Here is a 22,628-nt window from a genome sequence, read left to right on the forward strand (position 1 = left end):
TTAAATTTTGCTTTCCATTAAACAAGTAAGAACGTCTGCGTTGTTGCGGGTGCAAAAGTACCACCTTTATTCACTAATTCAAGCTTTTTATTTACCTTTTTTTATTCTTTTCTTAACTTTCATTTTAAGTTGCTGGATTTGTGTCTTTTGGATACAAAATTTTCACTCTCCCCTTCCTGTTTCGAACGAAAAATTAGAAGCATTCTAATGAATACAAGCGTTCACCTTACGTTTATTCCCTTTTTCATTTAAACTACAAAACTCCCAGCAATAGAAAGACTGGGTGTTTTATCACTATTGTTGCCCTTTTAACCATAATCTTATATAATTAGGTAAGCTGTTGTTCTAATTAAAAATCCAAACCGCCATTATTAAAACGAATCCATAGCCCTGATAGAAGTAAAAATCCTCCTAGAGCCAGAGTTTGGCTCTAGGAGATTGTAGCGAATAGCAGGAAATAGCTCCCAATAAAAACTATTCTGACCCTATATATAAGGTAGAGTCCATATTTAATATGAATACTACAGGTTGGGACTTTTGGCTTTTGATTCCCAAAAATCGTTCAGACGATCGATATCTACTGGTTTTGCAGGTGCTTGGTTTTGCAGTCTTCCTGATTGGAAGGCTCTACTCAATATAGTTTCGATTAAAAAGTCTTCATTTACTTCATAAGGAGCATATTCTGTCTTTAAATTAATATCAAACATACTAGCAGCGGTATTAGACCAAAAGGCTTTCCAACCGCTTTTTAATGTTTTTACCAATTCAAAAGTCGTGGTTCCCGTTTGGCGATGAATTAATTTTACCAAAATTCTTCCCTGACTGCGAGACAATTTCTTAAGTTTCGCCTCAAATTCATTATTAACGTAATCCTCGACAATCTTAAAATATTTTTTCTTTTCCCTATTCGACGAAAGGCGTTCCATTCCTTTATTTAGAAGCGTTAGCCTTTCAGAGGCCAACTTGGCATATGGATAGGTTCTATAGACCCTGCTTTGAAGAATCAGGAATTGCTTTCTAGCATCAGGATCTAGCTTTTCCTTTGAAACTAGGATTTCTTCTAGTTGGATTGTATCATTGATAATATCATCGCTTTCCGTAAGCTCATAACCCATTTTCACGGGTTCTGGAGTCACAACTTGTGCATTAACTGCAATGGACATTAATAAAAATAGAAACGCAATAAACTTCATAAGGCATAATTTAAATGTAAAATTATACATTATATGCGCAACTGTAATGCCAAATTTATAATTTAGCAAAAAATATATTTTATGAGCACAAAATCGATATTAAAAAAATCCTCCATCACATTTTTAGAGCAATATTTAAATAATGCATCGCCGACTGGTTTTGAAGCCGAAGGTCAAAAATTATGGATGGAATATTTAAAACCCTATGTTGACACATTTATAACCGATACTTACGGAACGGCAGTGGGAGTTATCAACCCAGACGCGCCATATAAAGTAGTGATTGAAGGCCATGCAGATGAAATTTCGTGGTACGTTAATTACATTACAGATGACGGATTAATATATGTAATTAGAAATGGTGGATCTGATCATCAGATTGCTCCTTCAAAACGCGTTAATATTCATACTAAAAAAGGAATTGTAAAAGGCGTATTTGGCTGGCCAGCTATACATACCCGAAAAGGAGAAAAAGAAGAAACCCCTAAAATCAGTAATATATTCATTGACCTTGGTTGCGAGACTAAAGAAGAGGTGGACAAGATGGGTGTTCACGTGGGTTGTGTTGTTACTTACCCTGATGAATTCATGATTCTAAATGATAACAAATTCGTTTGTCGTGCTATCGATAACCGTATGGGTGGTTTCATGATTGCTGAAGTAGCTCGTTTGCTACATGAGAACAAAGTGAAACTTCCATTTGGATTATACATCACTAATTCCGTACAGGAAGAAGTGGGATTGCGTGGTGCCGAAATGATCACGAAAACCATCAAACCAAATGTGGCAATTGTGACAGACGTATGTCATGACTCCACTACTCCTATGATCGATAAGAAAGTTGAAGGAGAAACAAAGATTGGCAAAGGACCAGTTGTTACTTATGCACCAGCCGTTCAAAATAATCTTAGAGAATTAATTCTGGATACTGCCGAGGAAAAGAAAATCCCTTTCCAACGCTTAGCGTCTTCTCGTGTTACGGGAACTGATACTGATGCTTTCGCTTACAGTAATGGTGGCGTGGCTTCGGCTTTGATTTCACTTCCGTTGCGTTACATGCATACGACGGTTGAAATGGTACATCGCGATGATGTCGAAAATGTTATAAAACTAATATATGAGACTTTATTAAAATTAGAAAATAATGAAACCTATTCTTATTTTAAATAGAATTAGGAGCTAATCCCACTATGTGCTGTATTCCCGATAAAAAAACTACGGCTGAAAAAAGCCTTATTTTTCAAAACCGAGAGATGCCGCTGCTATAAGAGCTAAAAAACCGCAATTCCATCAAGAATTGCGGTTTTTTCTATATAGATCTGTTTTGTTTTTATCTGTTTTGCAGATAAGCCAGAACATTTTTCTCAATTCGCTCATTTATATTTGATATATCTGCTTTCACAAAATTTTCACCAAGTATTTTTTCGTACAATTCAATATATCTTTCTGAAACGGTTTCGATATATTCATCTGTCATATCAGGAATTAATTGTCCTTCTAAACCTTGAAAACCATTTTGAATTAACCAACGACGAACAAACTCTTTTGATAATTGTTTTTGCTCTTCTCCTTTATCTTGGCGCTCTTGATATCCTGCTGAATAAAAGTAACGTGAAGAATCTGGTGTGTGAATTTCATCAATTAAAACAATTACTCCGTCTTTAGTTTTCCCAAATTCATATTTAGTATCGACCAATATCAACCCACGACTTGCTGCAATTTCAGTTCCTCTCTGGAATAAAGCGCGAGTGTATTTTTCTAGAACCAAATAATCTTCCTCTGAAACGATCCCTTTTGCAAGAATGTCTTCACGAGAGATATCAGCATCATGTTCTCCATTGTCTGCTTTTGTAGTAGGCGTTATAATTGGGGTTGGGAATTTATCATTTTCTTTTAAATCTTCTGGCATTGAAACTCCGCAAATAGTTCTTTTACCAAGTGTATATTCACGAGCTGCGTGACCTGAAAGATAACCACGTATTACCATCTCAACTTTAAAAGGAGTACACAAATGACCTACTGCTACACTGGGATCTGGAGTTGCAATTAACCAATTGGGAACTATGTCCGCAGTCAATTCCATAAATTTAGTGGCAATCTGATTCAAAATTTGTCCCTTGTAGGGAATTCCTTTGGGTAGAACCACGTCAAAAGCAGAAAGCCTATCTGTGGCAACCATTACTAATAGTTCATCATCAATATTGTACACTTCTCTAACCTTACCGCGATAAACAGATTTTTGATTCGGGAAATTGAAGTTGGTGGTTGTAATTGTATTACTCATTATGGCTGTTGTGTTGTGTTGTTGTTTTCAAAATGCAAATTTAGAACTAATTCATACAGATTCATTAAAAAAAAGTAGTTTTTACTTACTCTATTTTTCAAGAAGTGTATTATTGAATAAGTTAAGAATACGGCTGTATTCGTCAATCCAAGAATACGTTTCTTTAAAACCGTGCGTTTCTACTGGAAATGAGGCTAAATTCCAATTTTTCTTTCCCAGTTCAATAAAACGCTGCGACAAACGAACAATATCTTTATATTCTACATTGTCGTCGACCATACCGTGTAGCATCAATAAATTACCTGTCAAATTATCAGCAAAATAGATTGGAGAACTTTTTTTGTACGCCAAAGGATCCGTTTCCGGGAAATTAAGAATGTTTCCTGTATAGCCATGATTGTAATGTGCCCAATCAGTCACCGAACGCAAAGCGGCTCCTGAAGCAAATTCATTTGGTGCAGTGAGCATAGCCATCAAAGTAATAAAACCACCATATGAGCCACCATAAACCCCAACTCGTTTAGGATCAACGCCTAAATTCTGAACCAAATAATTTTTACCATCTATTTGATCCGTTAAATCCTTACCTCCCATAAAACGGTAAATACCTGTTCTAAAATCACGCCCGTAACCATCGCTTCCTCGGTAATCGATATCCAGAACGGTATACCCTAAATCAGTCAATAAATTGTGAAACATATATTCCCTATGGTAACTACTCCAGTAATTGTGTGCATTTTGCAAGTATCCAGCCCCATGGACGAACACAATAGCTGCTTTATTAGCTTTATCTGATCTTGGTTTGTACAACCTTGCGTTTACATTAGTTCCGTCTTGAGCTTTAAAAGTGATAACCTCAGGAGCTTGCCAAGGATACTCCTCAAACTCTTTTGAGGTAGAATGGGTTATCGCTGTTAATACACTGTTTTTTTTATTTGCACCGGTGTAGAATTCCCAAGGTTTATTTTTATAAGAATAGCGAACTAGCAAAGTCCTTTCGTCTGGAGAAATCGTAACTTCATGAGCCCCATCTTTAGTTAAAACAGGTTGCAACTCACCACCGCTAGCAGCTAACTTATAAAACTCTCTGTTTCCTGGATTCGTAGTATTAGTGGTTAAATAAAAATTATTTTTATCTTTTGAGAGGGTTATGCCTCTCACTTCCCAATTTCCTTTTGTAAGTTGGATTTTCTTGTTGGTCTTTAAGTTATAGCTATATAAATGAGAGTAAGCTGTGGCCTCTGATTGAAAATAGATAGTTTCATTATCACTTAAAAAACCTAACGTACCTGAACTATAAGCGTAAGAAGGAATTCCAGGACCTCCTATCCAAGCTTCATCATGCTGATAATCTATTTCTTGGAACGTCCCTTTTTCTAAATTCATTTTTACGATCCACCTGTCTTTATTATCCCGACTTCTAATCTCAGTAATAGCATAAGATCCACTATCATTATAAGTGGGTTCCTGAACAAAAATCAGCTTATCTTCCTTTTCTTTGTTTTTTAAATTCTCATAGGAATTATAATATTCAGGTTTGTCTTGAATATGACTCAATGAGGAAAAGTCCAAAAAATAAACCGAATCAAGAGCGACTGAATAAATTCCGAATTTTGATTTGGTCAAATTTGCATTAGAGACTTTTTCTTTTGTATTAACTGATTGATTGTATCCGTCTTTTGTAATAAAATTTTCCATTATTTCACTTTTTTTCTCATTAACATCAACGAGTCTAAAAGTTACATAACTTCCTTTTGGATTTACTCTCAAACCTTCAAAACCTTCTTTTCCGTAAAAATAAGGTTTAGGGAAATTAGACTTGTTTTCATCAGCTTTGGCTTTATTCCAATTCTTTTTTGCTTCTTGATCTCGCACAAATTGAAACAATTCTTTTTGCTGATTATTTAAAAAAGTGTCTTTTTCCTCTTCTTTATCTTTCTCTCTTCCTGATTTAAAATTAGTAAGCTGCACGATTGTACCCTGTTTTGTGTCAAACTTTTGCAGGTTCTCATTTTGGATAAAAAACAAAACCCCCGTTTCTTCTCCTAATTGCAAGTTAGAAATGGAACTAGATTGTTGCAGTAATTTTTTTGTGGTTTTATTTTGGATAGAATAAGAATACAAAGCCCCTTTCTCTATGTAATAAGCTAAATCAGCGTTTGGTTTAATTTTAAAATCTAATTTGGAAAAAGAAGCTTCTTTGGAAGACGCTAATTTAGGATTTATCAGTCCCTTTTCCCAAAAGTATGTACTGGTTCCCAATTCATTATTGGGATTCCATTCAAAATATGTTTTTTTCCCATCCAAAGACCACCGTCCATTAGTGGGTTGTACTCCAATGAAAGCGTCGCCCTTCATGATTTCATCTAACTTCAGTTCCTGACTTTTGGCTGATACCGTAAAGAAGATAAAAGCGAGTATAAAAATGTTTTTAATCATTTTATGTGTGATTTGATTTACACAAAAATACACTTTGATAACCATAAAAAAAACATTTGCTATCTTTGAGTTAAATAACGGTAGAAACACCATCACACAACACTTTTTCTGACAAATATTTAGCGACACCATCTTCGTAATTCATTGAAATTACCTCAAGATTAAAAAGTTTGTTTTTTAGACTCTCAGGTGAATTTCCCATCAAAAGTCCCTTAGCGGTAGCATTCAACATTTTCTCATCATTATAGCCATCACCAAAAGAAATCGCTTGCTCAAAATTAAAATTTTCAATCTCTAAAATCTTGGCGATAGCAACACTTTTGTCCACTGATTTGTCCATAAACTCCAAGCAAAGTGGCAAACTGAATGCATGACTAAAAAGATCAGGGTGTTTTTTTAGAATTTGATCTCTCAACTCGATCAATTTTGAATGTCTATCATGTGTAAAAAACATTTTAATGGAGCTAAAGTCTGCCACAGTTGAAAAATCAACTACTTCTGGCAAATAATTTAATTCAGTCTGAAAACTGTTTAGCGACTCATTATGTCTATTCGTTTGCCATACATTTTCCCTAAACAATACGGTGGTAATTTCTGAGTCAATTCCTAAATCAAGTACTGATTTTATAGCATCACTATCTATATCAAAAGAAAAAAGAAGTTCTTTTTTTGGTGAATGAATGCGCGCACCGTTTGACGTAACCAAATATAGAGGAAAACCCAAGCCTTCAACAATAGGCATCGCGTCTAGATGATGACGTCCTGTGGCTACAATAATCAAATAGTTTTGATCATGCAATTCCCGAAAAACTGTTTTAGTATATTCTGATATTTTGTGTTCCTTATTTAGTAACGTACCATCTAAATCGCTTATTACTACTTTTATTTTATCTTTCACTTTAATCTCTTTCTATATCATTTTTAATAAATTCAAAAATATCCAATTTTGAACAGAATGCCAAAATTTAAGGAATAGTTTAAGAAAAAGAAAATCAAAGAAACAGTTATGGAAAAAGTTTGCATCCAATTATATTAAAGATAGCTACCAACATACAGTTTGTTAAACTAGATGTATTATTAGATAGCTTCTATTTCAAAACGGATTGTCTGATCAATCTTCCAAATAAACGATACCCCATTTTTGATCTAAGCATACTTAGACCATTGGCATCAAAACCGATGGTATATCTCTTGAAGTTTTTGGCTGGATTTTCTGCGATTTTCAATAATTCTCGAATAATAAGAGGTTTTAAATCTGTATTTTTATCAGTTTTATTTTTCAAAATTAAACTGATTTTCTCCATCAAAACAGTATAGGAACCTAACGATGAGCATTCTGATTTAACTACATTTTTCTGAAAATTGGAAGGTGTATTCCCAAATTGCATGGTTGAAACACTAATATTAAAATCAATTAATTCATAGGCCATACATTCCGAAAAACTTTCTACAGCATGTTTTGTTGAATGGTAGAAGCTTCCCAACGGCAAATTTACTAACCCCGCAATGGACGAAATATTTATGAAATGCCCCATTTTTTGAACCCTAAATACGGGGATGAATGCTCTGCAAACTTTCACGACACCAAGCCAATTGATATCCACAATGTTATTAATTTGTGCATCTTCCGCCAATTCAACAAAACTTCGATACCCAACACCCGCATTATTAACGACAAGATCTATGGTTTTAAAATCTTCCATTATTTCTTTCTTGGCAGCTTCAATACTTACTGTCGAAGTAACATCTAGTATATAACAACTAATATTCTTTATCCCTTGCAGTTCTTTGCCATGTTCCAGACACAGCATTGTAGCAATTACATTCCATCCGTTTTCGGCAAAATGCAAAGCAATATCTTTACCAATTCCGCCTGAAGCTCCTGTGATGATTACACTCTTCAATATTTATAGTTTTTTGCTAATATAATTTTTTTAACTGTACACATCTAACTTCAATCGCAAACAATTCAAAAAAAAACGGACAATTTATTAATAAAGAACGATCCCATTTGGGATCGTTAGTTGGAACTTGTTATTAATCAGTAATTTAAATAAATTTGTATTAATAACTATATTTTACTCTGACAAGCATTATATCAGAGATCCCTATTAATCTGCGTTCTCCGTGTATTTATATGCGTCAATTACTTTTTTAACTAATCTATGACGCACTATATCTTTATCATCAAGATAAATAATTCCAATACCTTCAATGTCTTTCAAAATCAACAAAGCTTCTTTAAGTCCTGATATGGTTCTCCTTGGCAAATCAATCTGTCCAGGGTCACCAGTAACCATGAATTTTGCACTTTTCCCCATACGGGTAAGGAACATCTTCATCTGGGAATGTGTCGTGTTTTGGGCTTCATCCAAAATTACAAATGCATTGTCTAATGTTCTTCCACGCATGAAAGCTAATGGTGCAATTTGGATAATGCCTTTTAAAATATAATCCTCTAATTTCTCATTAGGCAACATATCGCGTAAAGCATCATAAAGGGGTTGCATGTAGGGATCTAATTTCTCTTTCATATCACCAGGAAGAAAACCTAAATTTTCTCCAGCTTCAACCGCAGGCCTTGTCAATATAATGCGTTTTACCTGTTTTTCTTTTAATGCTTTAACGGCCATAGCCACTCCAGTATAGGTTTTCCCTGTTCCCGCAGGACCAACGGCAAAAACCATATCATTTTTATTTATTGCATCAACTAACAGTTGTTGATTAGGAGTCATGGCTTTTATTATTTTGCCCCCTACTCCATGCACAAGAATTTTATCATTAACGAGTGTTCGTCTATCGTCTTGACTGTCGCCTAAAATAACGCGCTCAATTACATTAGTATCTATTGTATTATAGCGTGTAAAATGAAGCATTAACCGTTGAAAGCGTTTTTCGAACTCGTCCAAAATTTCTTTTTCTCCAAAAGCTTTTAGCGTAGTTCCTCTAGCAACAATCTTAAGTTTTGGATAATATTTTTTAATTGATTCAAGATGAGTGTCTTGAGCGCCCCAAAATTCTTTAGGAGCGATGTCTATGAGCTCGATTATTCTTTCGTTCAAATGTTGTAGTTTTATATAAAATTAATCAATAAATACATCTAAGGTATTTTGGCTTTAAACCACAATATTTTTTGTCTTACTTATTTGGAATTTGTTTTTGTTTTTTGCTTTTTTGAATTTACTATTATTAGATTTGCATTTCTCAAATTTAATGAAAATTAGTTTTAGATTACACCAATAATTATAAAAAAATTTATGTCAATAATTACCCTTACTACCGATTACGGCTTGAAAGATCACTTTGTAGGTGCATTGAAAGGGAAAATTTTATCTGAATATTCTGAAGCTACTATAATCGATATTTCGCATCATATTGATCCATTCAACACTGTTGAAGCAAGTTACATTATTGCAGCAGCCTTTTCGAGTTTTCCAAAAGGAACAGTTCACCTGATTGGAGTAGATATGGAATTGAACAAAGAGAACCAACATATCGTTATGCAGTGGAATGATTCCTATTTTATCGCTGCTGACAATGGCATTCTAAGCATGTTGTCACAAAAAATTGTTCCTCAAAAGTTAGTCGCTATAAACATTCATGATCGTTTGCAAAGTGATGCGTCTGGTATGGATGTTTTTGTCATGGTAGCTTGTCATATTGCTAAGGGCGGATTGTTGAACGTTATTGGTAGAGAAATAAATAGCCTGAAACAAGTGTTTGAACTGAAAGCGGTAACTTCCGTTGATAATAACACCCTTAAAGGATATGTCATTTATATAGACCATTTTGGAAATGTGGTCACCAATATCACAAAAAAACAATTCTTAGAGGTTGCCAAAGGGCGCCCGTATGAGATTTTGATGAAAACTAAAAACATCAAAACCATTTTACCTAATTATTCAGCAATAGCCAGTTCTGATAAATATTCGATTAAGAATTATGAAGGAGAAAAATTGGCGATTTTCAATGAAGCAGGCTTCCTCGAAATTGCCATTTTCAGAAGCAACCCTTCAAAGGTAGGATCAGCAAATAGTTTGTTGGGCTTGAATTATCAAGATGTGGTTTCCATTCAATTTAAGAATTAAGATTTAGAATAAACAACAAATCGCTTGCTGAGCTTTGCGGTTAAAAAAACAAATAATGTTTGTACGAATAGTAAAATTGAGTTTTCACGAAGAAAATATCCCTGCTTTCCTAGAGAATTTCGAATCGGTAAAAGAAAAAATCCGTAGCGCCCCTGGCAACCGTTTTTTAGAACTATACCAAGACAAAAACAATAAAAGTATTTTTTTTACTTACAGTTATTGGGAAACAGAAGATGATTTAGAAAACTATAGAAAATCAGAGCTCTTTACCAGTGTTTGGTCCTTTACTAAAAAATTATTTAATGACAAGCCTGAAGCCTGGAGTGTCGACAAATTAGCCAGTTTAGAATAAAAAATTACTTTATAGCTTCAATTTTAAAGTTCCAATATTTAGAAACTTTAAATATTTAAAACATTAAACAAAAAATATGAAAGCCATTTTATTACGCGAAATCAAATCGTTTTTTGGTTCTCCAATAGGTTATTTGGTCATTGCGCTTTTTCTTATCCTCAACGGACTTTTTCTTTGGGTTTTTGAGGGGGAATACAATATCCTGAATACTGGATTTGCTGATATGACACCATTTTTTACCTTATCACCTTGGATACTGATTTTCCTAATTCCGGCAGTCACCATGCGCAGTTTTTCTGACGAAAAAAAACAAGGTACGCTTGAATTATTACTAACGAAACCATTGAGCATTTGGCAAATCGTAAATGGAAAATTCCTTGGAGCGCTATTGCTAATCATTGTGGCTATCATACCTACATTTATTTATGTGGTCGTGATTTCAAAACTGGGTATGCCTGAAGGAAATATTGATATGGGCAGTACGATTGGTTCCTATTTTGGGTTAGCATTCCTGATTGCGGCCTATTCTGCCATTGGGATATTCACTTCTACCCTATCTGACAATCAAATTGTCGCGTTTATTATTTCTGTATTCGTGTGCTTCTTTTTGTATTTTGGTTTCGAAGGATTAGCATCAATCATACCAAATTACTCTACTATGATTTCGGCATTAGGAATGCAAGATCATTTTAAAAGTATGGGGCGCGGTGTGATCGATACGAGAGACATCCTTTATTTTGTTAGTCTGACGGTTTTATTTCTTTCGCTTACCGTTTATAAACTTAAATCTTTGAAATTATAATGGTACCCATAAAGAAAAGTAATTTAAAAAACTTAGTCGTAATAATTGGCCTTCTATTGATCACCAATGGAATTGGAAATATGTTTTTCCACCGTTTTGATTTAACCTCGGATAAAAGATACACGCTTTCTGAAACTTCTTTAAACATCATCAAGCAGGTCAAAGAACCGTTGTCCATAAAAATATACATGCAGGGTGAATTGCCAGCTGAATTCAAGCGTTTACAGCAGGAAACACAGCAATTGCTTGAAGAGTTCCAGGCGTATAATAAAAACATCATTTTTACATTTGTAAATCCACTGGAAAATGAAGATACCAGCATGGATAACATTAAAGAGTTGTATCGAAAAGGGCTAACTCCTGTAAATATAACTGTAGATGACAAGGGAAAGCAATCTCAGGCTATGGTTTTTCCTTGGGCAATAGCAAGCTATCATAACAAAGAAGTCAACATTCCTTTATTGAAAAATAAAATGGGCGCTTCGACAACGGAGCAAGTGATTGGTTCCGTTCAAAATCTTGAATATTCTATTGCTGATGCGTTGAACAAAATTACCAAAGACAAGCAGAAAAAAATTGCAGTAATTAAAGGAAATGGGGAACTGCAGGATATTTTGATGGCTAAATTCCTTCTACAAATTAGAGAAAGCTATCACATAGGTCCATTTACCTTAGATTCAGTAGCTAAGAGTCCAGTTGAAAGTTTAGAAGCTTTACAGAAGTATGACTTGGCCATAATAGCTAAACCAACGGAAACTTTTTCGGATTCCGAAAAGCAAGTTTTAGACCAATTTATTATAACTGGTGGGAAAACTTTGTGGCTCGTAGATCAAGTATCCGTAGAAATGGATAGTCTTTACAATCCTTCCGGTTCGACATTGGCCTTCCCTAGAGATTTAAACTTGAACGATATGTTCTTTAAATACGGTTTCCGTATTAATCCAGATATCGTAAAGGACGAGCAAGGAAGCCCTATAAAATTAGCTACTGGAGAGCAAGGTAGTGCAACACAATTTCAGGAGTTCAACTGGAAATTTGCCCCTTTAGTTTATCCAGATAATAAACATCCAATAGTAAAAAATCTTGGTGGTATTAAATTCGATTTTGCAAATCCAATTGACACTTTAAAAAACGGAATTAAGAAAACCGTTCTATTAAAATCATCTCGTTATTCAAAAAAAATAGGTACACCGGTAGAAGTTAATTTGGAAATTGTAGCCGAAGAAACGAGCCCGAATCACTACATCAATACTGGTAATATTCCGCTTGCAATTTTGCTTGAAGGTTCCTTCCATTCCGTTTTTGAAAATCGGGTAAAACCATTTAATCAAAAGACTTTTGAGAACACCGGAAACGACACTAAAATGATTGTGATTTCTGATGGGGATTTGATAAAAAACCAATTGGACAAAAATTATCAACCTGTAGAATTAGGCTATGACCAAAGGTCTGGGAATTTATATGACAACAAGGATTTCCTATTGAATTGTGTCAATTATTTACTGGACGATACCGGACTTATTAACATTCGAAACAAGGATCTTGATCTGCCTTTATTAGATAAAGAAAAAGTTTACGAAAACTATACCTTAACCCAAGCCATAACTATCGGGCTTCCAATTCTAATTTTGATGCTTTTTGGACTTGTATTTACCTACCTCCGCAAAAGAAAATACAGTAAGTAGATGTTAATAAAAAAGTTTCAATACTAGAATAGTTTACGATATATTTGTAAAATGTATTGTATTTTAAAATCACACTAAAATAGATACCTCAAAAAAATAAAATAAAACAGATGAAATTTATAGTATCGAGTTCGTACTTATTAAAACAATTACAAGTTTTAGGTAATGTTATCAACAGCAGCAATACTTTGCCTATTTTGGACAACTTCCTATTTGAATTAAACAATAATGAATTAACCGTTTCTGCATCCGATTTAGAGACTACAATGTCAGCTAACCTAGCTATTGATTCTACTAGTAAAGGAAGTGTTGCGGTACCTGCAAAATTGCTTTTAGAAATACTTAAAACTTTCCCTGAGCAACCTTTGACATTTACGGTTGAGGAGAACAGTACAATTGAAATCAGTTCAAATTCAGGAAAATATGCCTTGGCTTATGCTCCTGGTGATGAGTTTCCAAAAGCGGTAAACTTAGAGGAGCCATCTGTAACTTTAGTTCCTGCTGATGTATTGGCAACAGCCATAAGCAAAACCATTTTTGCTGCCGGTAATGATGATTTACGTCCAGTAATGTCAGGTGTGTTTTTTCAATTCTCTCCAGAAGGATTAACCTTTGTGGCAACTGACGCACATAAATTAGTAAAATATGCTCGTACAGATGTTACAGCATCACAGGTTGCTGATTTTATCATGCCAAAGAAACCTTTGACAATTTTAAAGAATATACTTTCTGCTTCAGATGCAGAGGTAAAAATAGAATATAACGACTCTAACGCTACGTTCTCATTTGACAATTATATTTTAATGTGTCGTTTAATTGATGGAAAATACCCGAATTACGAAGCTGTTATTCCTAAAGAAAATCCAAACAAATTAATGATTGACCGTTCTCAGTTCTTGAGTTCTGTGCGTCGTGTGGCTATCTTTTCAAATAAAACTACACACCAAATTCGTTTAAAAATTGCTGGAGCTGAGCTGAATGTTTCTGCAGAGGATATCGATTATTCTAATAAAGCGGAAGAAAGATTGACTTGTGATTATCAAGGTGACGATATGCAAATAGGATATAACTCACGTTTCCTTACTGAAATGTTAACCAATCTTCAGTCAGATATGATTATGCTTGAAATGTCTTTACCAAACAGAGCAGGTATCCTTACTCCTGTTGACGGCTTAGAGGATGGTGAGACAGTAACGATGTTAGTCATGCCAGTAATGCTAAATAGTTAACAATAAATTATGATTTTGTTGTGTTTGATTTTTGATATTCAAATATAAAGCCTTATCATTGTAATTCAATACGCTATTAACCAAACCATTTTTATATTTAAAAGAACCGCAATTTCATATAGAAATTGCGGTTCTTTTGCTTTTGGTCCAATTAAGTATTTTTTTGGAGAGAGATGACAGTTTAAATAACCCCCATTTTCTTCATCAGGAAAGTGGCACTTTTATTTTTACAGATACCATCCCGAAGCTTATAATCAAAATTCAATTCGTCATTGTGGATTTCGACTTCAAAGCATTTATTTGTCAATACATCCGGATATTCATTTGTTGTCAAGCACACCTCAATATCATGCGTCGCTATTGCTCCTATCGCCTTTTTTGCAATCACTTTTTTGACTACTTCAATCGTACCGTTTCTTTTATCATCAGAATTTGTTCCTCTCAAAATTTCATCTAACAAAACAAAAGCAGGATTTTTTTCCAGTTCATCCATAATTTGCTTTAAGCGCTTAATTTCAGCAAAGAAATAGGATTCACTATCCGACAATGAGTCAGATAGTCTCATGGAAACTAAAATAGGTAAAGGATGCACATTACCGGCGCTGGCACAAACTACCGAACCAGTACCCGACAAAACCATATTAACGCCTAAGCTGCGCAGAAAAGTACTCTTACCAGACATATTAGAGCCTGTAAGTATCATAAACGACTGTGGATAAAAACTCACTTCGTTATCCACTCTCGTATTTGCGTTTAATAGTGGATGCCCTAAGCTTGAAAAGTCAACCTTGAAATCAGAATTTAATTTTGGAAAGACAAACTCTGGATTGTTATATGAAAAATTGGCTAAGCTATTTAACATTTCTAATTCACCTATAACCGCAAGCCATTCTTCCAATACTTTAGCGTGTCCCTCTTTCCATTCTAGCAAATGTTTTAAAACATGAAGATTAAAAAGGAAGGTTCCGTTGAATAATGATGCAGCAACCAGGTTGCCCACAGTATCCATATTAGAAAACAATCCAGATAATTTCTTAAGATGCCCACTTGCCTGCTCTTCTTTGAATTTTAGTTTTTTTTGTAAACCAATCAATTTTGGAGAATTAAATGTTTCCTGTTCAATTTTTTTAAGCAGTAAACCATACTGGCTGACAATTTTATCTATGTTTTCAGCATTGGCTATTTCTATTTGTATGCGCTGATGAAATTTACCGAAAATGAGTAAATTGATAACGAACAAATAAATAAGATAGTTTAGAAAAGCCGAATTTGATGTGACTAAATACGTAGCCAATATACCAAAAAACAAAAAAGGGGTTACATACGATGCTATAATTGACCATTTTGGCAATCGGAAAATGGGAAATTTACTCCATTTCAATAATGATTCATAACTAGATTGACTGTCATTAGTAATTTTGGCCAAAGCTAAAAACTCTTGGCGCCAATCCAACTTTTCCGAAAGTTCTTTTATAGCAGCTTGATTGTCTAAAATTTCCTCAGCAGACGACAAAATAAGCAATTGATTTGCCATTGTTTTTTTTCCAATAAAAGTCGCTGTTCTATTTAAATTTTGGAATAAAGAATGCTCTCCAAAGATATCAAGGTCGTACGCATATGGATGATGAAAATCATTAAATTCGATCCCGTTTTCAAATGGCATTGCGGTTTTCCCCAAGTAGGAGATCTCCTCTTCATTGACTTTTACCAATGCCTCTTTTATCTTCCTCTTGAAAAGTAATTTGCTATGGATGCGCATCAGTAACACAAACCCCATAAAAAAGAAAATAGCAAAAATGATAAATATTCCTTTGCTATCCTTCAAATAAAAATACAGAGAACCCAGAAAAAGAATTATGCTTATCAGCCTGAAGAAACTGACAGTATTGTATTTCTTATTGATGTTATTTAAGTCTTCCGAATGAATTTTACTCTTAGCGCTATATATTTCCATATCTGATTTAATGAAAAACAAATATAGCGCTACCCGAATAAAAAAGCTATTAGAATGCTAGTATAATACATCCTGAAAAAGTTAAAAAAAACCCAAGTTATTCTATGGGCATTGCCAAAATGGGAATGTCAAAACTATTCGCGAATTTTTTTGTTAAGCTAGGATGGAATATCCCTTCAAAAAAACTTCTTTTATAAGTCAGCATTGTTAAAACATCAATTTCTTGGTACAAAATAAAATCCAAAACAGTTTCTTCAACTTCGTCGCTGCTAATCACGAAAAACTCAACAGGCTCTTCTTCAAAATCATTCTCCCATTCTTTAATAATGTCCTTACTAACGTCAGATTTATCAGTTTTAACGTAAAGACACTTTACCTCTGCTCCAGCACGTTTTGCTATGTTTAATACTTTTTTCAGAGCTTTTTTATCCTTTGATCTAAATCTGGTGGTAAAACCAATCGTTTTTATTTTTTTGAATTCGGATTCTAATGGTATGCATAAAAGCGGAACTTCAACATCTGAAAGAACAGTTCCTGTATTTGTACCTGAAAAAAAGGCGGACCATCCTGAAGCTCCTTCCGTACCCATAACAACGTAATCAATTTTGTCCTCCTTGATTGCCTTGTTAATATTATAAATCAAACCACCATCCATCAATCGATGTGTCATTTTGATGTTGCCCAAATTATGTTTTTCGGCTATGGCTCGCAATTTGGGAATTTCATCCTTAAACATATCAAATCGCGATAATTCAACAGATTCATAAATAACCAGATAATTTTCAGGAAAAAACTGATTGTCAAATACAGGCAAATCAAATGTATGTAACAAAATAAGTTCCCCTTGAACTATTTTTGCAAATTCTAATGCGTGTAGAAATGCGTTGGTCGCTACTTCGGAAAAATCGGTTGGGAATAATATTCTTTTCATCTTACAAAAGTTTTATGTGATACATATACCAAATATAGATATAAAGTTACGCTATTAATATGATAAATATCAGCTGATTAGACTTGTTTTATTTCGTTTTAGCGGTAGTTTTTAAAAATAACAGACGCTTTTAATACCTATTCCCCTTAATCACTGTGAATTGCTAAAATAGGGATATCGATGTCGTATTGTGATTTGTCACCATAACTAGGTACAAATAAGCCATCAAAAAAACCTCTTTTGTAGGTAAGCATAGTTAACACATCAATATTATTAGCAGATACGAAGGCTAAAACTGTTTCTTTGATATCATCACTATTCACTATCTCAAACGATATGGGTTCGCTGCCGTACACTTTTTCCCATAAGTTAATAGTCTCACAAGTCACATCTGAAGTACTGGATTTTACATACAAACATTTTACTTTGGCATTTAGTTTTTTGGCGATTTCTAATACGCTACTCAGCGCTTTTTTATCTTTATTTCTATAGCGAGTAGTAAAACCAATGTTTTTGATTGGTCTGTGTTTTGCAGCTAATGGTACGCAAAACATTGGAACTTCAATTCCTAAAAGTACAGAACCCGAATTCGAGCCCACAAAAAAGGCATCCCAACTGGTTACACCAGAAGTCCCCATTATCACAAAATCAATTCTATCCTCAACAATCGACTTTTTAACATTATCAACCAGCGTACCTTCCATAAGGCGATGAGTCATCTTTATTTGATCGGCATGTAAGTCCTTAGCCATTTTATGCATTTTAGGCACCTCTTCTTTAAACATATCAAATTGTGACAATTCAACAGCATCATATATCATAGAGTAATTTTCATGAAAAAAGTGTTCATCAAACTCTAGTAATTCATAGGAATGCAATACAATAATCTCAGCCTGCATGACTTTAGCAAATTGTAGAACATGAATAAAAGCGTTAGTTGCAATTTCAGAAAAATCAGTTGGGAAGAGGATACGTTTCATTTTATAAAGGCTTGAAGTGAGTATTTGTTTAGAAGGAGGTTTTCTAAGTTACGACATTAAAATCATAATATTCAATAATTTACATTTTTTTTTTCATAGTAAAAAAGCATTTCCATTAAAAAATAGATACTTCTTAAGATTTACTACCTTTGCAACTTAGAATAAAAAATATGTTATACAACGATTCCATAGTAGCATTAGCTACACCTTCAGGAGCGGGAGCCATAGCGGTAATCAGAATTTCTGGAAATGAAGCAATTACTATTGGTAATAGTGTTTTTAAGTCCATTAAAAACAAAGATTTACTAAAGCAAAAAACACACACTTTACATCTGGGTCATATTGTCGATGATGCTAAAACCCTAGATGAAGTACTGGTTTCCATTTTTAAAGGTCCCAATTCCTATACTGGTGAAAACACTATCGAAATATCTTGTCATGGCTCTACCTATATTCAGCAACAAATAATTCAATTATTGCTTCGCAAAGGTTGTCGTATGGCAGACCCTGGTGAATTTACACTTAGGGCATTCCTGAACGGAAAACTTGATTTATCACAGGCCGAAGCAGTAGCTGATTTGATTTCATCAGATAACGAAGCATCGCATCAAATTGCTATGCAACAAATGCGTGGTGGCTTCTCTAATGAAATAGCCAAGCTGCGTGAGGAGTTATTAAATTTTGCTTCCCTTATCGAATTAGAATTAGACTTTGCTGAGGAAGATGTCGAATTTGCAGACCGTACACAGTTTCATGAACTTTTAAACCGAATCGAGTTTGTTCTCAAGAGACTTATCGATTCTTTTGCAGTAGGAAATGTAATCAAAAACGGAATTCCCGTGGCTATTGTGGGTGAACCCAATGTAGGAAAATCGACACTTTTGAATGCTTTATTGAATGAAGAGCGAGCCATCGTATCCGAAATTGCGGGAACAACACGTGATACAATTGAAGATGAATTGGTCATTGGAGGAATTGGTTTTCGATTTATCGATACGGCAGGAATACGTGAAACTAAAGATGTTATTGAAAGTATTGGAATTAAGAAAACCTTTGAAAAAATAGAACAAGCACAGGTTGTTTTATATTTATTTGATAGTTTAAAATTTAAAGCGCTAAGCTTAGAATACATCATTGAAATTGAAAAAATAAAAAATCAATTTCCGCTAAAACCATTAGTGGTTGTTATCAATAAACTGGATTTACTTTCAGAACAAGAAATTGCAATCATTCGTCAAGAACTTGAAACCTTAGACTTGAAACTAATCTTTTTAAGTGCCAAAGAAAACAGAGGTGTCGAAGAATTAAAGAATCAATTACTGTCTTTTGTAAACACTGGAGCTTTGCGCAACAACGAAACAATAGTAACAAATACAAGACATTACGATTCCTTACTAAAAGCTTTAAACGAGATTCAGAAAGTAAAATACGGACTAGAAACAGAGCTTTCAAGTGATCTGATGGCCATCGATATTAAAGAGGCTTTATACCACTTTGGGACGATTACAGGCCAGGTTACAAATGATGAATTGCTAGGTAATATCTTTGCTAATTTCTGTATCGGAAAATAAATCTTACAAAACATCACAAAATAAAACAAAGAATCCCAGTTAAAATGTCATAAAACGGCATTTTAACTGGGATTCTTCTTTCTGTTTATTTAGCTTTATTTACAGATAGTTTGTTCCTTTTTGTACCATTATTGTACCACGAAAATAATTTTCCTCATCGGAACTTTTTTTGGCGAAATGATGACACACAGAGAGACACATAGACACAATGGGACAAAAAACTAGTCACATTATGAGTTCTAACATTGAGGTTATCAGAATTTGTGAGCACTGTAAAAAACAGTTCACAGCCAGAACAACGCGAACGCGGTATTGTTCACCCATTTGCAACAGTAGAGGTTATAAATCACTTGTACGCAAAGGAAAAGTAGAAAAAAGCAATAACGAGATCGTTCAGCTTTTAAATACAGATTTGGAAAAAATAAAACCGTTGGAGTTTTTAAAAATTACACAGGCAATCCTGCTTTTTGGAATCAGCAGAAGTACTATTTACAGGTTAGTTAACAATGGACAGCTAGACATTGCAAAGTTTGGCAAACGAACTGTTATCCGCAGATGCGATCTTGAAGCTTTTTTTGCAATTCCTGGACAGGATGTAACCTTGAAAACGGGACAGCAATTTCCTGGTTTTGACAATTGCTATACTATAACGGAAATTCAACAGAAGTATAATATTTCTTCAGGAGCGCTCTATCTATTGATTCAACGGCAGGGTATAGTAAAATATTCCGTTGGAAAATTCACCTGTGTTGCTAAACAGGATATTGATATAATTTTTAATGCTGTGGGAAGATGAAAAATATAAATGTTACGCTAAGAAAGAGGAAACTGCCAAGTGGTAAGATTACACTATATCTTGATTTTTTCCCTCCAGTATACAATCCTAAGACTCATAAACTTTACCGTAGGGAGTATTTAAGTTTATACCTCGTTCCTAAACCAAAAAGTGCTATTGAAAAAGCTTTGAATTCCGAGAACTTGTTCAAGGCCGAGATCATTCGTGGCAACAGGTTTAATGAAGTAAATAAGGAGCAGATCTATACCCCATTTGAGCTTGAGCGCATTCATCTCAAGGAGGTTGGTGAAAAATCATTTATACATTATCTAAAGCATACGGCAGAAAGCCGGACTGGCAATAATGCAGATATTTGGAAGTACGCAATTATTCACTTTGAAATGTTTTTAAAAAATGAGGATATATTAATGCAGGACATTGACGTGACAATTATTGAGGACTTTAGGGCGTACATCTTGAAGGCAAAATGTCTCAGAAAAAAAAACCAGTTTCTGGCTCAAAACACTGCCCTATCCTATTTTAACAAGATCAAAGCTACTCTTCGAAAAGCATACAAAAAAGGATTACTGCAGACCGATGTCAATGCTGCAATTGAAAGCATAAAGGAACAAGAGTCTCAAAGGAATTTTCTAACCATGGAAGAAGCCTTAAGGTTATTTAAAACCCCTTGTAAAAAAGAAATTGTTAAACGTGTCAGTCTTTTTTCTCTGCTCACAGGCATGCGCTATTCCGACATATCAAAACTTACATGGGAAGAAGTACAATACAGCAAACAAGAAGGGTATTATATAAGATTTAAACAGCAGAAAACTGATAGGCCAGTCACCCTACCTATTTCTGTGGAAGCGCTTGAATTCTTAGGTGAACAAAGAATGGAACATGGGAAAATCTTTTTAAATTTAAAAAAATGGGATTTTGACCGTTTGATACCCATTTGGATTAAAGATGCAGCTATTGAGAAACATATCACTTTTCACTGCTTTCGCCATACCTATGCAACATTACAGATGGCGGCAGGTACCGACATTTTTACTGTATCTAAAATGCTGGGACACAAAAACATAAAAACCACACAGATATATACGAAAATCATCGACGAGAAAAAAAGGGAAACAACTAATAAAATTTCATTTAAATAAATTAAAGTTTTTAATTATAGTAAGAAAATGAATTGCAGTCTTTTACTTTAAGGTGGCTTTATTAACCACTTTAAAGTCGAAGGCTTATGCGACTTTTTTTTAAGTTTCGTTACACGGATTTTTTGAAAGCACGTAAATAATATTCCTAAACAGTCAAATCTATACTCGCTCAATTTAACCTTAACTCCAATCCTCAAAGCACATTTATACTTCCGCTACGCTTCAGCATAAAAGAGCTTAGTCGGATATGTAATAAAAGAATCCTGAAAATTTAAGCCACTACCTACATATAATTTTCAAGATCCTTTTACATAGCTTTTATAGCCATTTTATTATTTTGGATCAATAGTGGATGGATAACATTACATAGTACTCATTTGAAGATTTGCTTTTTCTTTATAATCCCAAAAAATCTTCTTTACAACCTTGCTTCCAATCTATTACTATTCAGAAACCAGTATGCTTTTGTCCCATTTCAAGAGCAAAGGTATACTAGTGTTTTACGCAAAAAAAAGGTCAAGCCCTACGGGTTTATCAAAAAATCTCCACCCATGCGGGTCGTATTTATTTGATAAAACCTTGTTTTTGCTAAACACTAACCTTTTATGCTCTCGAAACGAAACATAGCATACTCCGGCTCTTTGGACGAATAAAAAAAATGTCAACAATGAAATTTAATACTATTTATATTGGAACTAGACTGAAACAAAACAGCACCTCCTCTCATTACCGAATAAATTAATTTAAAAAATAATTCTAAAAAGTAAAAACTATGAACATCATCGGAAGATTAACAAGGGATGCGGAAGTACACACAACACCACAGGAAAAAAAAGTGGTAAATTTTTCAGTAGCGATCAATGATAGTTACCGAAATAAGCAAGGCGAACGCATAGAGCAAACTAGCTATTTTGATTGCTCCTATTGGATAAGTCCAAATGTTGCCAAAATACTCCTTAAAGGGGCTTTAGTAGAGCTAACAGGAAGAGTGAGCACAAGAGCCTGGACAGCTACTAACGGAGAATTAAGATCGAGTTTAAATTTTCACACCTCGACTATTAAATTACACGGAGGTAGTAAGAAAATAGAACAGGTGCAGGCTATCGTAAAACAAGAAAATACAAAGATCATCATAGAGGAGTCTGCAGATGATCTACCATTTTGACACTAAATACTTAATCATTT

19 protein-coding genes are annotated in these 22,628 nt (G+C 34.2%); 10 read left to right on the plus strand and 9 right to left on the minus strand.

The window, feature by feature from the left end:
- Nucleotides 1-521 precede the first annotated feature (521 nt).
- On the minus strand, nucleotides 522-1,193 hold the full coding sequence (locus HJ01_RS15975; protein WP_007139537.1) for a DUF4294 domain-containing protein: 672 nt from the start codon (nucleotides 1,191-1,193) through the stop codon (nucleotides 522-524).
- Nucleotides 1,194-1,274: 81 nt separating this feature from the next.
- On the opposite strand from HJ01_RS15975, the gene HJ01_RS15980 reads away from it, so the two are divergent.
- The gene (locus tag HJ01_RS15980) at nucleotides 1,275-2,363 is read left to right on the plus strand and encodes a M42 family metallopeptidase (protein WP_007139538.1); all 1,089 of its coding nucleotides are present in this window, start codon (nucleotides 1,275-1,277) and stop codon (nucleotides 2,361-2,363) included.
- Nucleotides 2,364-2,523: 160 nt separating this feature from the next.
- On the opposite strand, the gene HJ01_RS15985 is transcribed toward HJ01_RS15980, so the two are convergent.
- From HJ01_RS15985 to HJ01_RS16005, 5 genes are all read right to left on the minus strand, one after another.
- Nucleotides 2,524-3,477, minus strand: coding sequence for a phosphoribosylaminoimidazolesuccinocarboxamide synthase (locus tag HJ01_RS15985; RefSeq protein WP_007139539.1), 954 nt, complete (start codon nucleotides 3,475-3,477; stop codon nucleotides 2,524-2,526).
- A 90-nt stretch (nucleotides 3,478-3,567) separates the two neighbouring features.
- A complete protein-coding gene (locus HJ01_RS15990) occupies nucleotides 3,568-5,916 on the minus strand; it encodes a S9 family peptidase (RefSeq protein WP_040474078.1) in 2,349 nt (782 codons plus the stop codon).
- A gap of 70 nt (nucleotides 5,917-5,986) precedes the next feature.
- Nucleotides 5,987-6,814: an HAD family hydrolase gene (locus tag HJ01_RS15995; RefSeq protein WP_040474073.1), complete on the minus strand. Its 828-nt coding sequence runs from the start codon at nucleotides 6,812-6,814 to the stop codon at nucleotides 5,987-5,989.
- 190 nt (nucleotides 6,815-7,004) lie between these two features.
- Nucleotides 7,005-7,820 carry an SDR family NAD(P)-dependent oxidoreductase gene (locus HJ01_RS16000; protein ID WP_007139542.1) on the minus strand — a complete coding sequence of 272 codons (816 nt, stop codon included), beginning with the start codon at nucleotides 7,818-7,820 and terminating at the stop codon, nucleotides 7,005-7,007.
- A gap of 207 nt (nucleotides 7,821-8,027) precedes the next feature.
- Nucleotides 8,028-8,978 (minus strand): PhoH family protein, encoded by a 951-nt coding sequence (locus HJ01_RS16005; protein ID WP_007139543.1) that lies wholly within the window; start codon nucleotides 8,976-8,978, stop codon nucleotides 8,028-8,030.
- A gap of 195 nt (nucleotides 8,979-9,173) precedes the next feature.
- On the opposite strand from HJ01_RS16005, the gene HJ01_RS16010 reads away from it, so the two are divergent.
- The 5 genes from HJ01_RS16010 (at nucleotide 9,174) to dnaN (ending at nucleotide 14,072) form a co-directional block, all read left to right on the plus strand.
- The gene (locus HJ01_RS16010) at nucleotides 9,174-10,004 is read left to right on the plus strand and encodes an S-adenosyl-l-methionine hydroxide adenosyltransferase family protein (protein ID WP_007139544.1); all 831 of its coding nucleotides are present in this window, start codon (nucleotides 9,174-9,176) and stop codon (nucleotides 10,002-10,004) included.
- A 55-nt stretch (nucleotides 10,005-10,059) separates the two neighbouring features.
- Entirely contained in the window at nucleotides 10,060-10,356 is a 297-nt protein-coding gene (locus tag HJ01_RS16015) for a putative quinol monooxygenase (protein ID WP_007139545.1), read from the plus strand.
- Between the two features lie 76 nt (nucleotides 10,357-10,432).
- Nucleotides 10,433-11,158 (plus strand): gliding motility-associated ABC transporter permease subunit GldF, encoded by a 726-nt coding sequence (gene gldF / locus HJ01_RS16020; protein ID WP_007139546.1) that lies wholly within the window; start codon nucleotides 10,433-10,435, stop codon nucleotides 11,156-11,158.
- Entirely contained in the window at nucleotides 11,158-12,843 is a 1,686-nt protein-coding gene (gene gldG, locus HJ01_RS16025; RefSeq protein WP_007139547.1) for a gliding motility-associated ABC transporter substrate-binding protein GldG, read from the plus strand. The genes gldF and gldG overlap by 1 nt, the downstream gene beginning before the upstream one ends.
- A 110-nt stretch (nucleotides 12,844-12,953) precedes the next feature.
- On the plus strand, nucleotides 12,954-14,072 hold the full coding sequence (gene dnaN, locus HJ01_RS16030) for a DNA polymerase III subunit beta (protein ID WP_007139548.1): 1,119 nt from the start codon (nucleotides 12,954-12,956) through the stop codon (nucleotides 14,070-14,072).
- Between the two features lie 181 nt (nucleotides 14,073-14,253).
- On the opposite strand, the gene HJ01_RS16035 is transcribed toward dnaN, so the two are convergent.
- From HJ01_RS16035 to HJ01_RS16045, 3 genes are all read right to left on the minus strand, one after another.
- The gene (locus tag HJ01_RS16035; protein WP_007139549.1) at nucleotides 14,254-16,026 is read right to left on the minus strand and encodes a MutS-related protein; all 1,773 of its coding nucleotides are present in this window, start codon (nucleotides 16,024-16,026) and stop codon (nucleotides 14,254-14,256) included.
- A 97-nt stretch (nucleotides 16,027-16,123) separates the two neighbouring features.
- Nucleotides 16,124-16,957: a universal stress protein gene (locus tag HJ01_RS16040; RefSeq protein ID WP_007139550.1), complete on the minus strand. Its 834-nt coding sequence runs from the start codon at nucleotides 16,955-16,957 to the stop codon at nucleotides 16,124-16,126.
- A gap of 146 nt (nucleotides 16,958-17,103) precedes the next feature.
- A complete protein-coding gene (locus tag HJ01_RS16045; RefSeq protein ID WP_007139551.1) occupies nucleotides 17,104-17,937 on the minus strand; it encodes a universal stress protein in 834 nt (277 codons plus the stop codon).
- Nucleotides 17,938-18,107: 170 nt separating this feature from the next.
- On the opposite strand from HJ01_RS16045, the gene mnmE reads away from it, so the two are divergent.
- The 4 genes from mnmE to HJ01_RS16065 all read left to right on the plus strand — a co-directional run bounded on the left by mnmE (nucleotide 18,108) and on the right by HJ01_RS16065 (nucleotide 22,608).
- Nucleotides 18,108-19,508, plus strand: coding sequence for a tRNA uridine-5-carboxymethylaminomethyl(34) synthesis GTPase MnmE (gene mnmE, locus HJ01_RS16050; RefSeq protein WP_007139552.1), 1,401 nt, complete (start codon nucleotides 18,108-18,110; stop codon nucleotides 19,506-19,508).
- A 232-nt stretch (nucleotides 19,509-19,740) separates the two neighbouring features.
- On the plus strand, nucleotides 19,741-20,304 hold the full coding sequence (locus tag HJ01_RS16055; protein ID WP_040474079.1) for a helix-turn-helix domain-containing protein: 564 nt from the start codon (nucleotides 19,741-19,743) through the stop codon (nucleotides 20,302-20,304).
- Nucleotides 20,301-21,443: a tyrosine-type recombinase/integrase gene (locus HJ01_RS16060; protein ID WP_007139554.1), complete on the plus strand. Its 1,143-nt coding sequence runs from the start codon at nucleotides 20,301-20,303 to the stop codon at nucleotides 21,441-21,443. Before HJ01_RS16055 ends, HJ01_RS16060 begins: the two co-directional genes overlap by 4 nt.
- 772 nt (nucleotides 21,444-22,215) lie before the next feature.
- Complete coding sequence (locus HJ01_RS16065) at nucleotides 22,216-22,608, plus strand: single-stranded DNA-binding protein (RefSeq protein WP_007139555.1); 393 nt, start codon at nucleotides 22,216-22,218, stop codon at nucleotides 22,606-22,608.
- The last annotated feature ends 20 nt before the right edge of the window (nucleotides 22,609-22,628 follow it).

This window comes from Flavobacterium frigoris PS1, assembly GCF_000252125.1.
In the GTDB taxonomy this organism is placed as follows: domain Bacteria; phylum Bacteroidota; class Bacteroidia; order Flavobacteriales; family Flavobacteriaceae; genus Flavobacterium; species Flavobacterium frigoris_A.

Bases quoted from the DNA above. Each gene is read 5' to 3' on its own strand.
- HJ01_RS15975 (WP_007139537.1), bottom strand. From the start codon at position 1,193: ATGAAGTTTATTGCGTTTCTATTTTTATTAATGTCCATTGCAGTTAAT.
- HJ01_RS16015 (WP_007139545.1), top strand. From the start codon at position 10,060: ATGTTTGTACGAATAGTAAAATTGAGTTTTCACGAAGAAAATATCCCT.
- HJ01_RS16040 (WP_007139550.1), bottom strand. From the start codon at position 16,957: ATGAAAAGAATATTATTCCCAACCGATTTTTCCGAAGTAGCGACCAAC.
- HJ01_RS16010 (WP_007139544.1), top strand. From the start codon at position 9,174: ATGTCAATAATTACCCTTACTACCGATTACGGCTTGAAAGATCACTTT.
- gldF (WP_007139546.1), top strand. From the start codon at position 10,433: ATGAAAGCCATTTTATTACGCGAAATCAAATCGTTTTTTGGTTCTCCA.
- gldG (WP_007139547.1), top strand. From the start codon at position 11,158: ATGGTACCCATAAAGAAAAGTAATTTAAAAAACTTAGTCGTAATAATT.
- HJ01_RS15980 (WP_007139538.1), top strand. From the start codon at position 1,275: ATGAGCACAAAATCGATATTAAAAAAATCCTCCATCACATTTTTAGAG.
- HJ01_RS16060 (WP_007139554.1), top strand. From the start codon at position 20,301: ATGAAAAATATAAATGTTACGCTAAGAAAGAGGAAACTGCCAAGTGGT.
- HJ01_RS16045 (WP_007139551.1), bottom strand. From the start codon at position 17,937: ATGAAACGTATCCTCTTCCCAACTGATTTTTCTGAAATTGCAACTAAC.
- HJ01_RS16035 (WP_007139549.1), bottom strand. From the start codon at position 16,026: ATGGAAATATATAGCGCTAAGAGTAAAATTCATTCGGAAGACTTAAAT.
- HJ01_RS15985 (WP_007139539.1), bottom strand. From the start codon at position 3,477: ATGAGTAATACAATTACAACCACCAACTTCAATTTCCCGAATCAAAAA.
- mnmE (WP_007139552.1), top strand. From the start codon at position 18,108: ATGTTATACAACGATTCCATAGTAGCATTAGCTACACCTTCAGGAGCG.
- HJ01_RS16055 (WP_040474079.1), top strand. From the start codon at position 19,741: ATGAGTTCTAACATTGAGGTTATCAGAATTTGTGAGCACTGTAAAAAA.
- HJ01_RS15990 (WP_040474078.1), bottom strand. From the start codon at position 5,916: ATGATTAAAAACATTTTTATACTCGCTTTTATCTTCTTTACGGTATCA.
- HJ01_RS16065 (WP_007139555.1), top strand. From the start codon at position 22,216: ATGAACATCATCGGAAGATTAACAAGGGATGCGGAAGTACACACAACA.
- dnaN (WP_007139548.1), top strand. From the start codon at position 12,954: ATGAAATTTATAGTATCGAGTTCGTACTTATTAAAACAATTACAAGTT.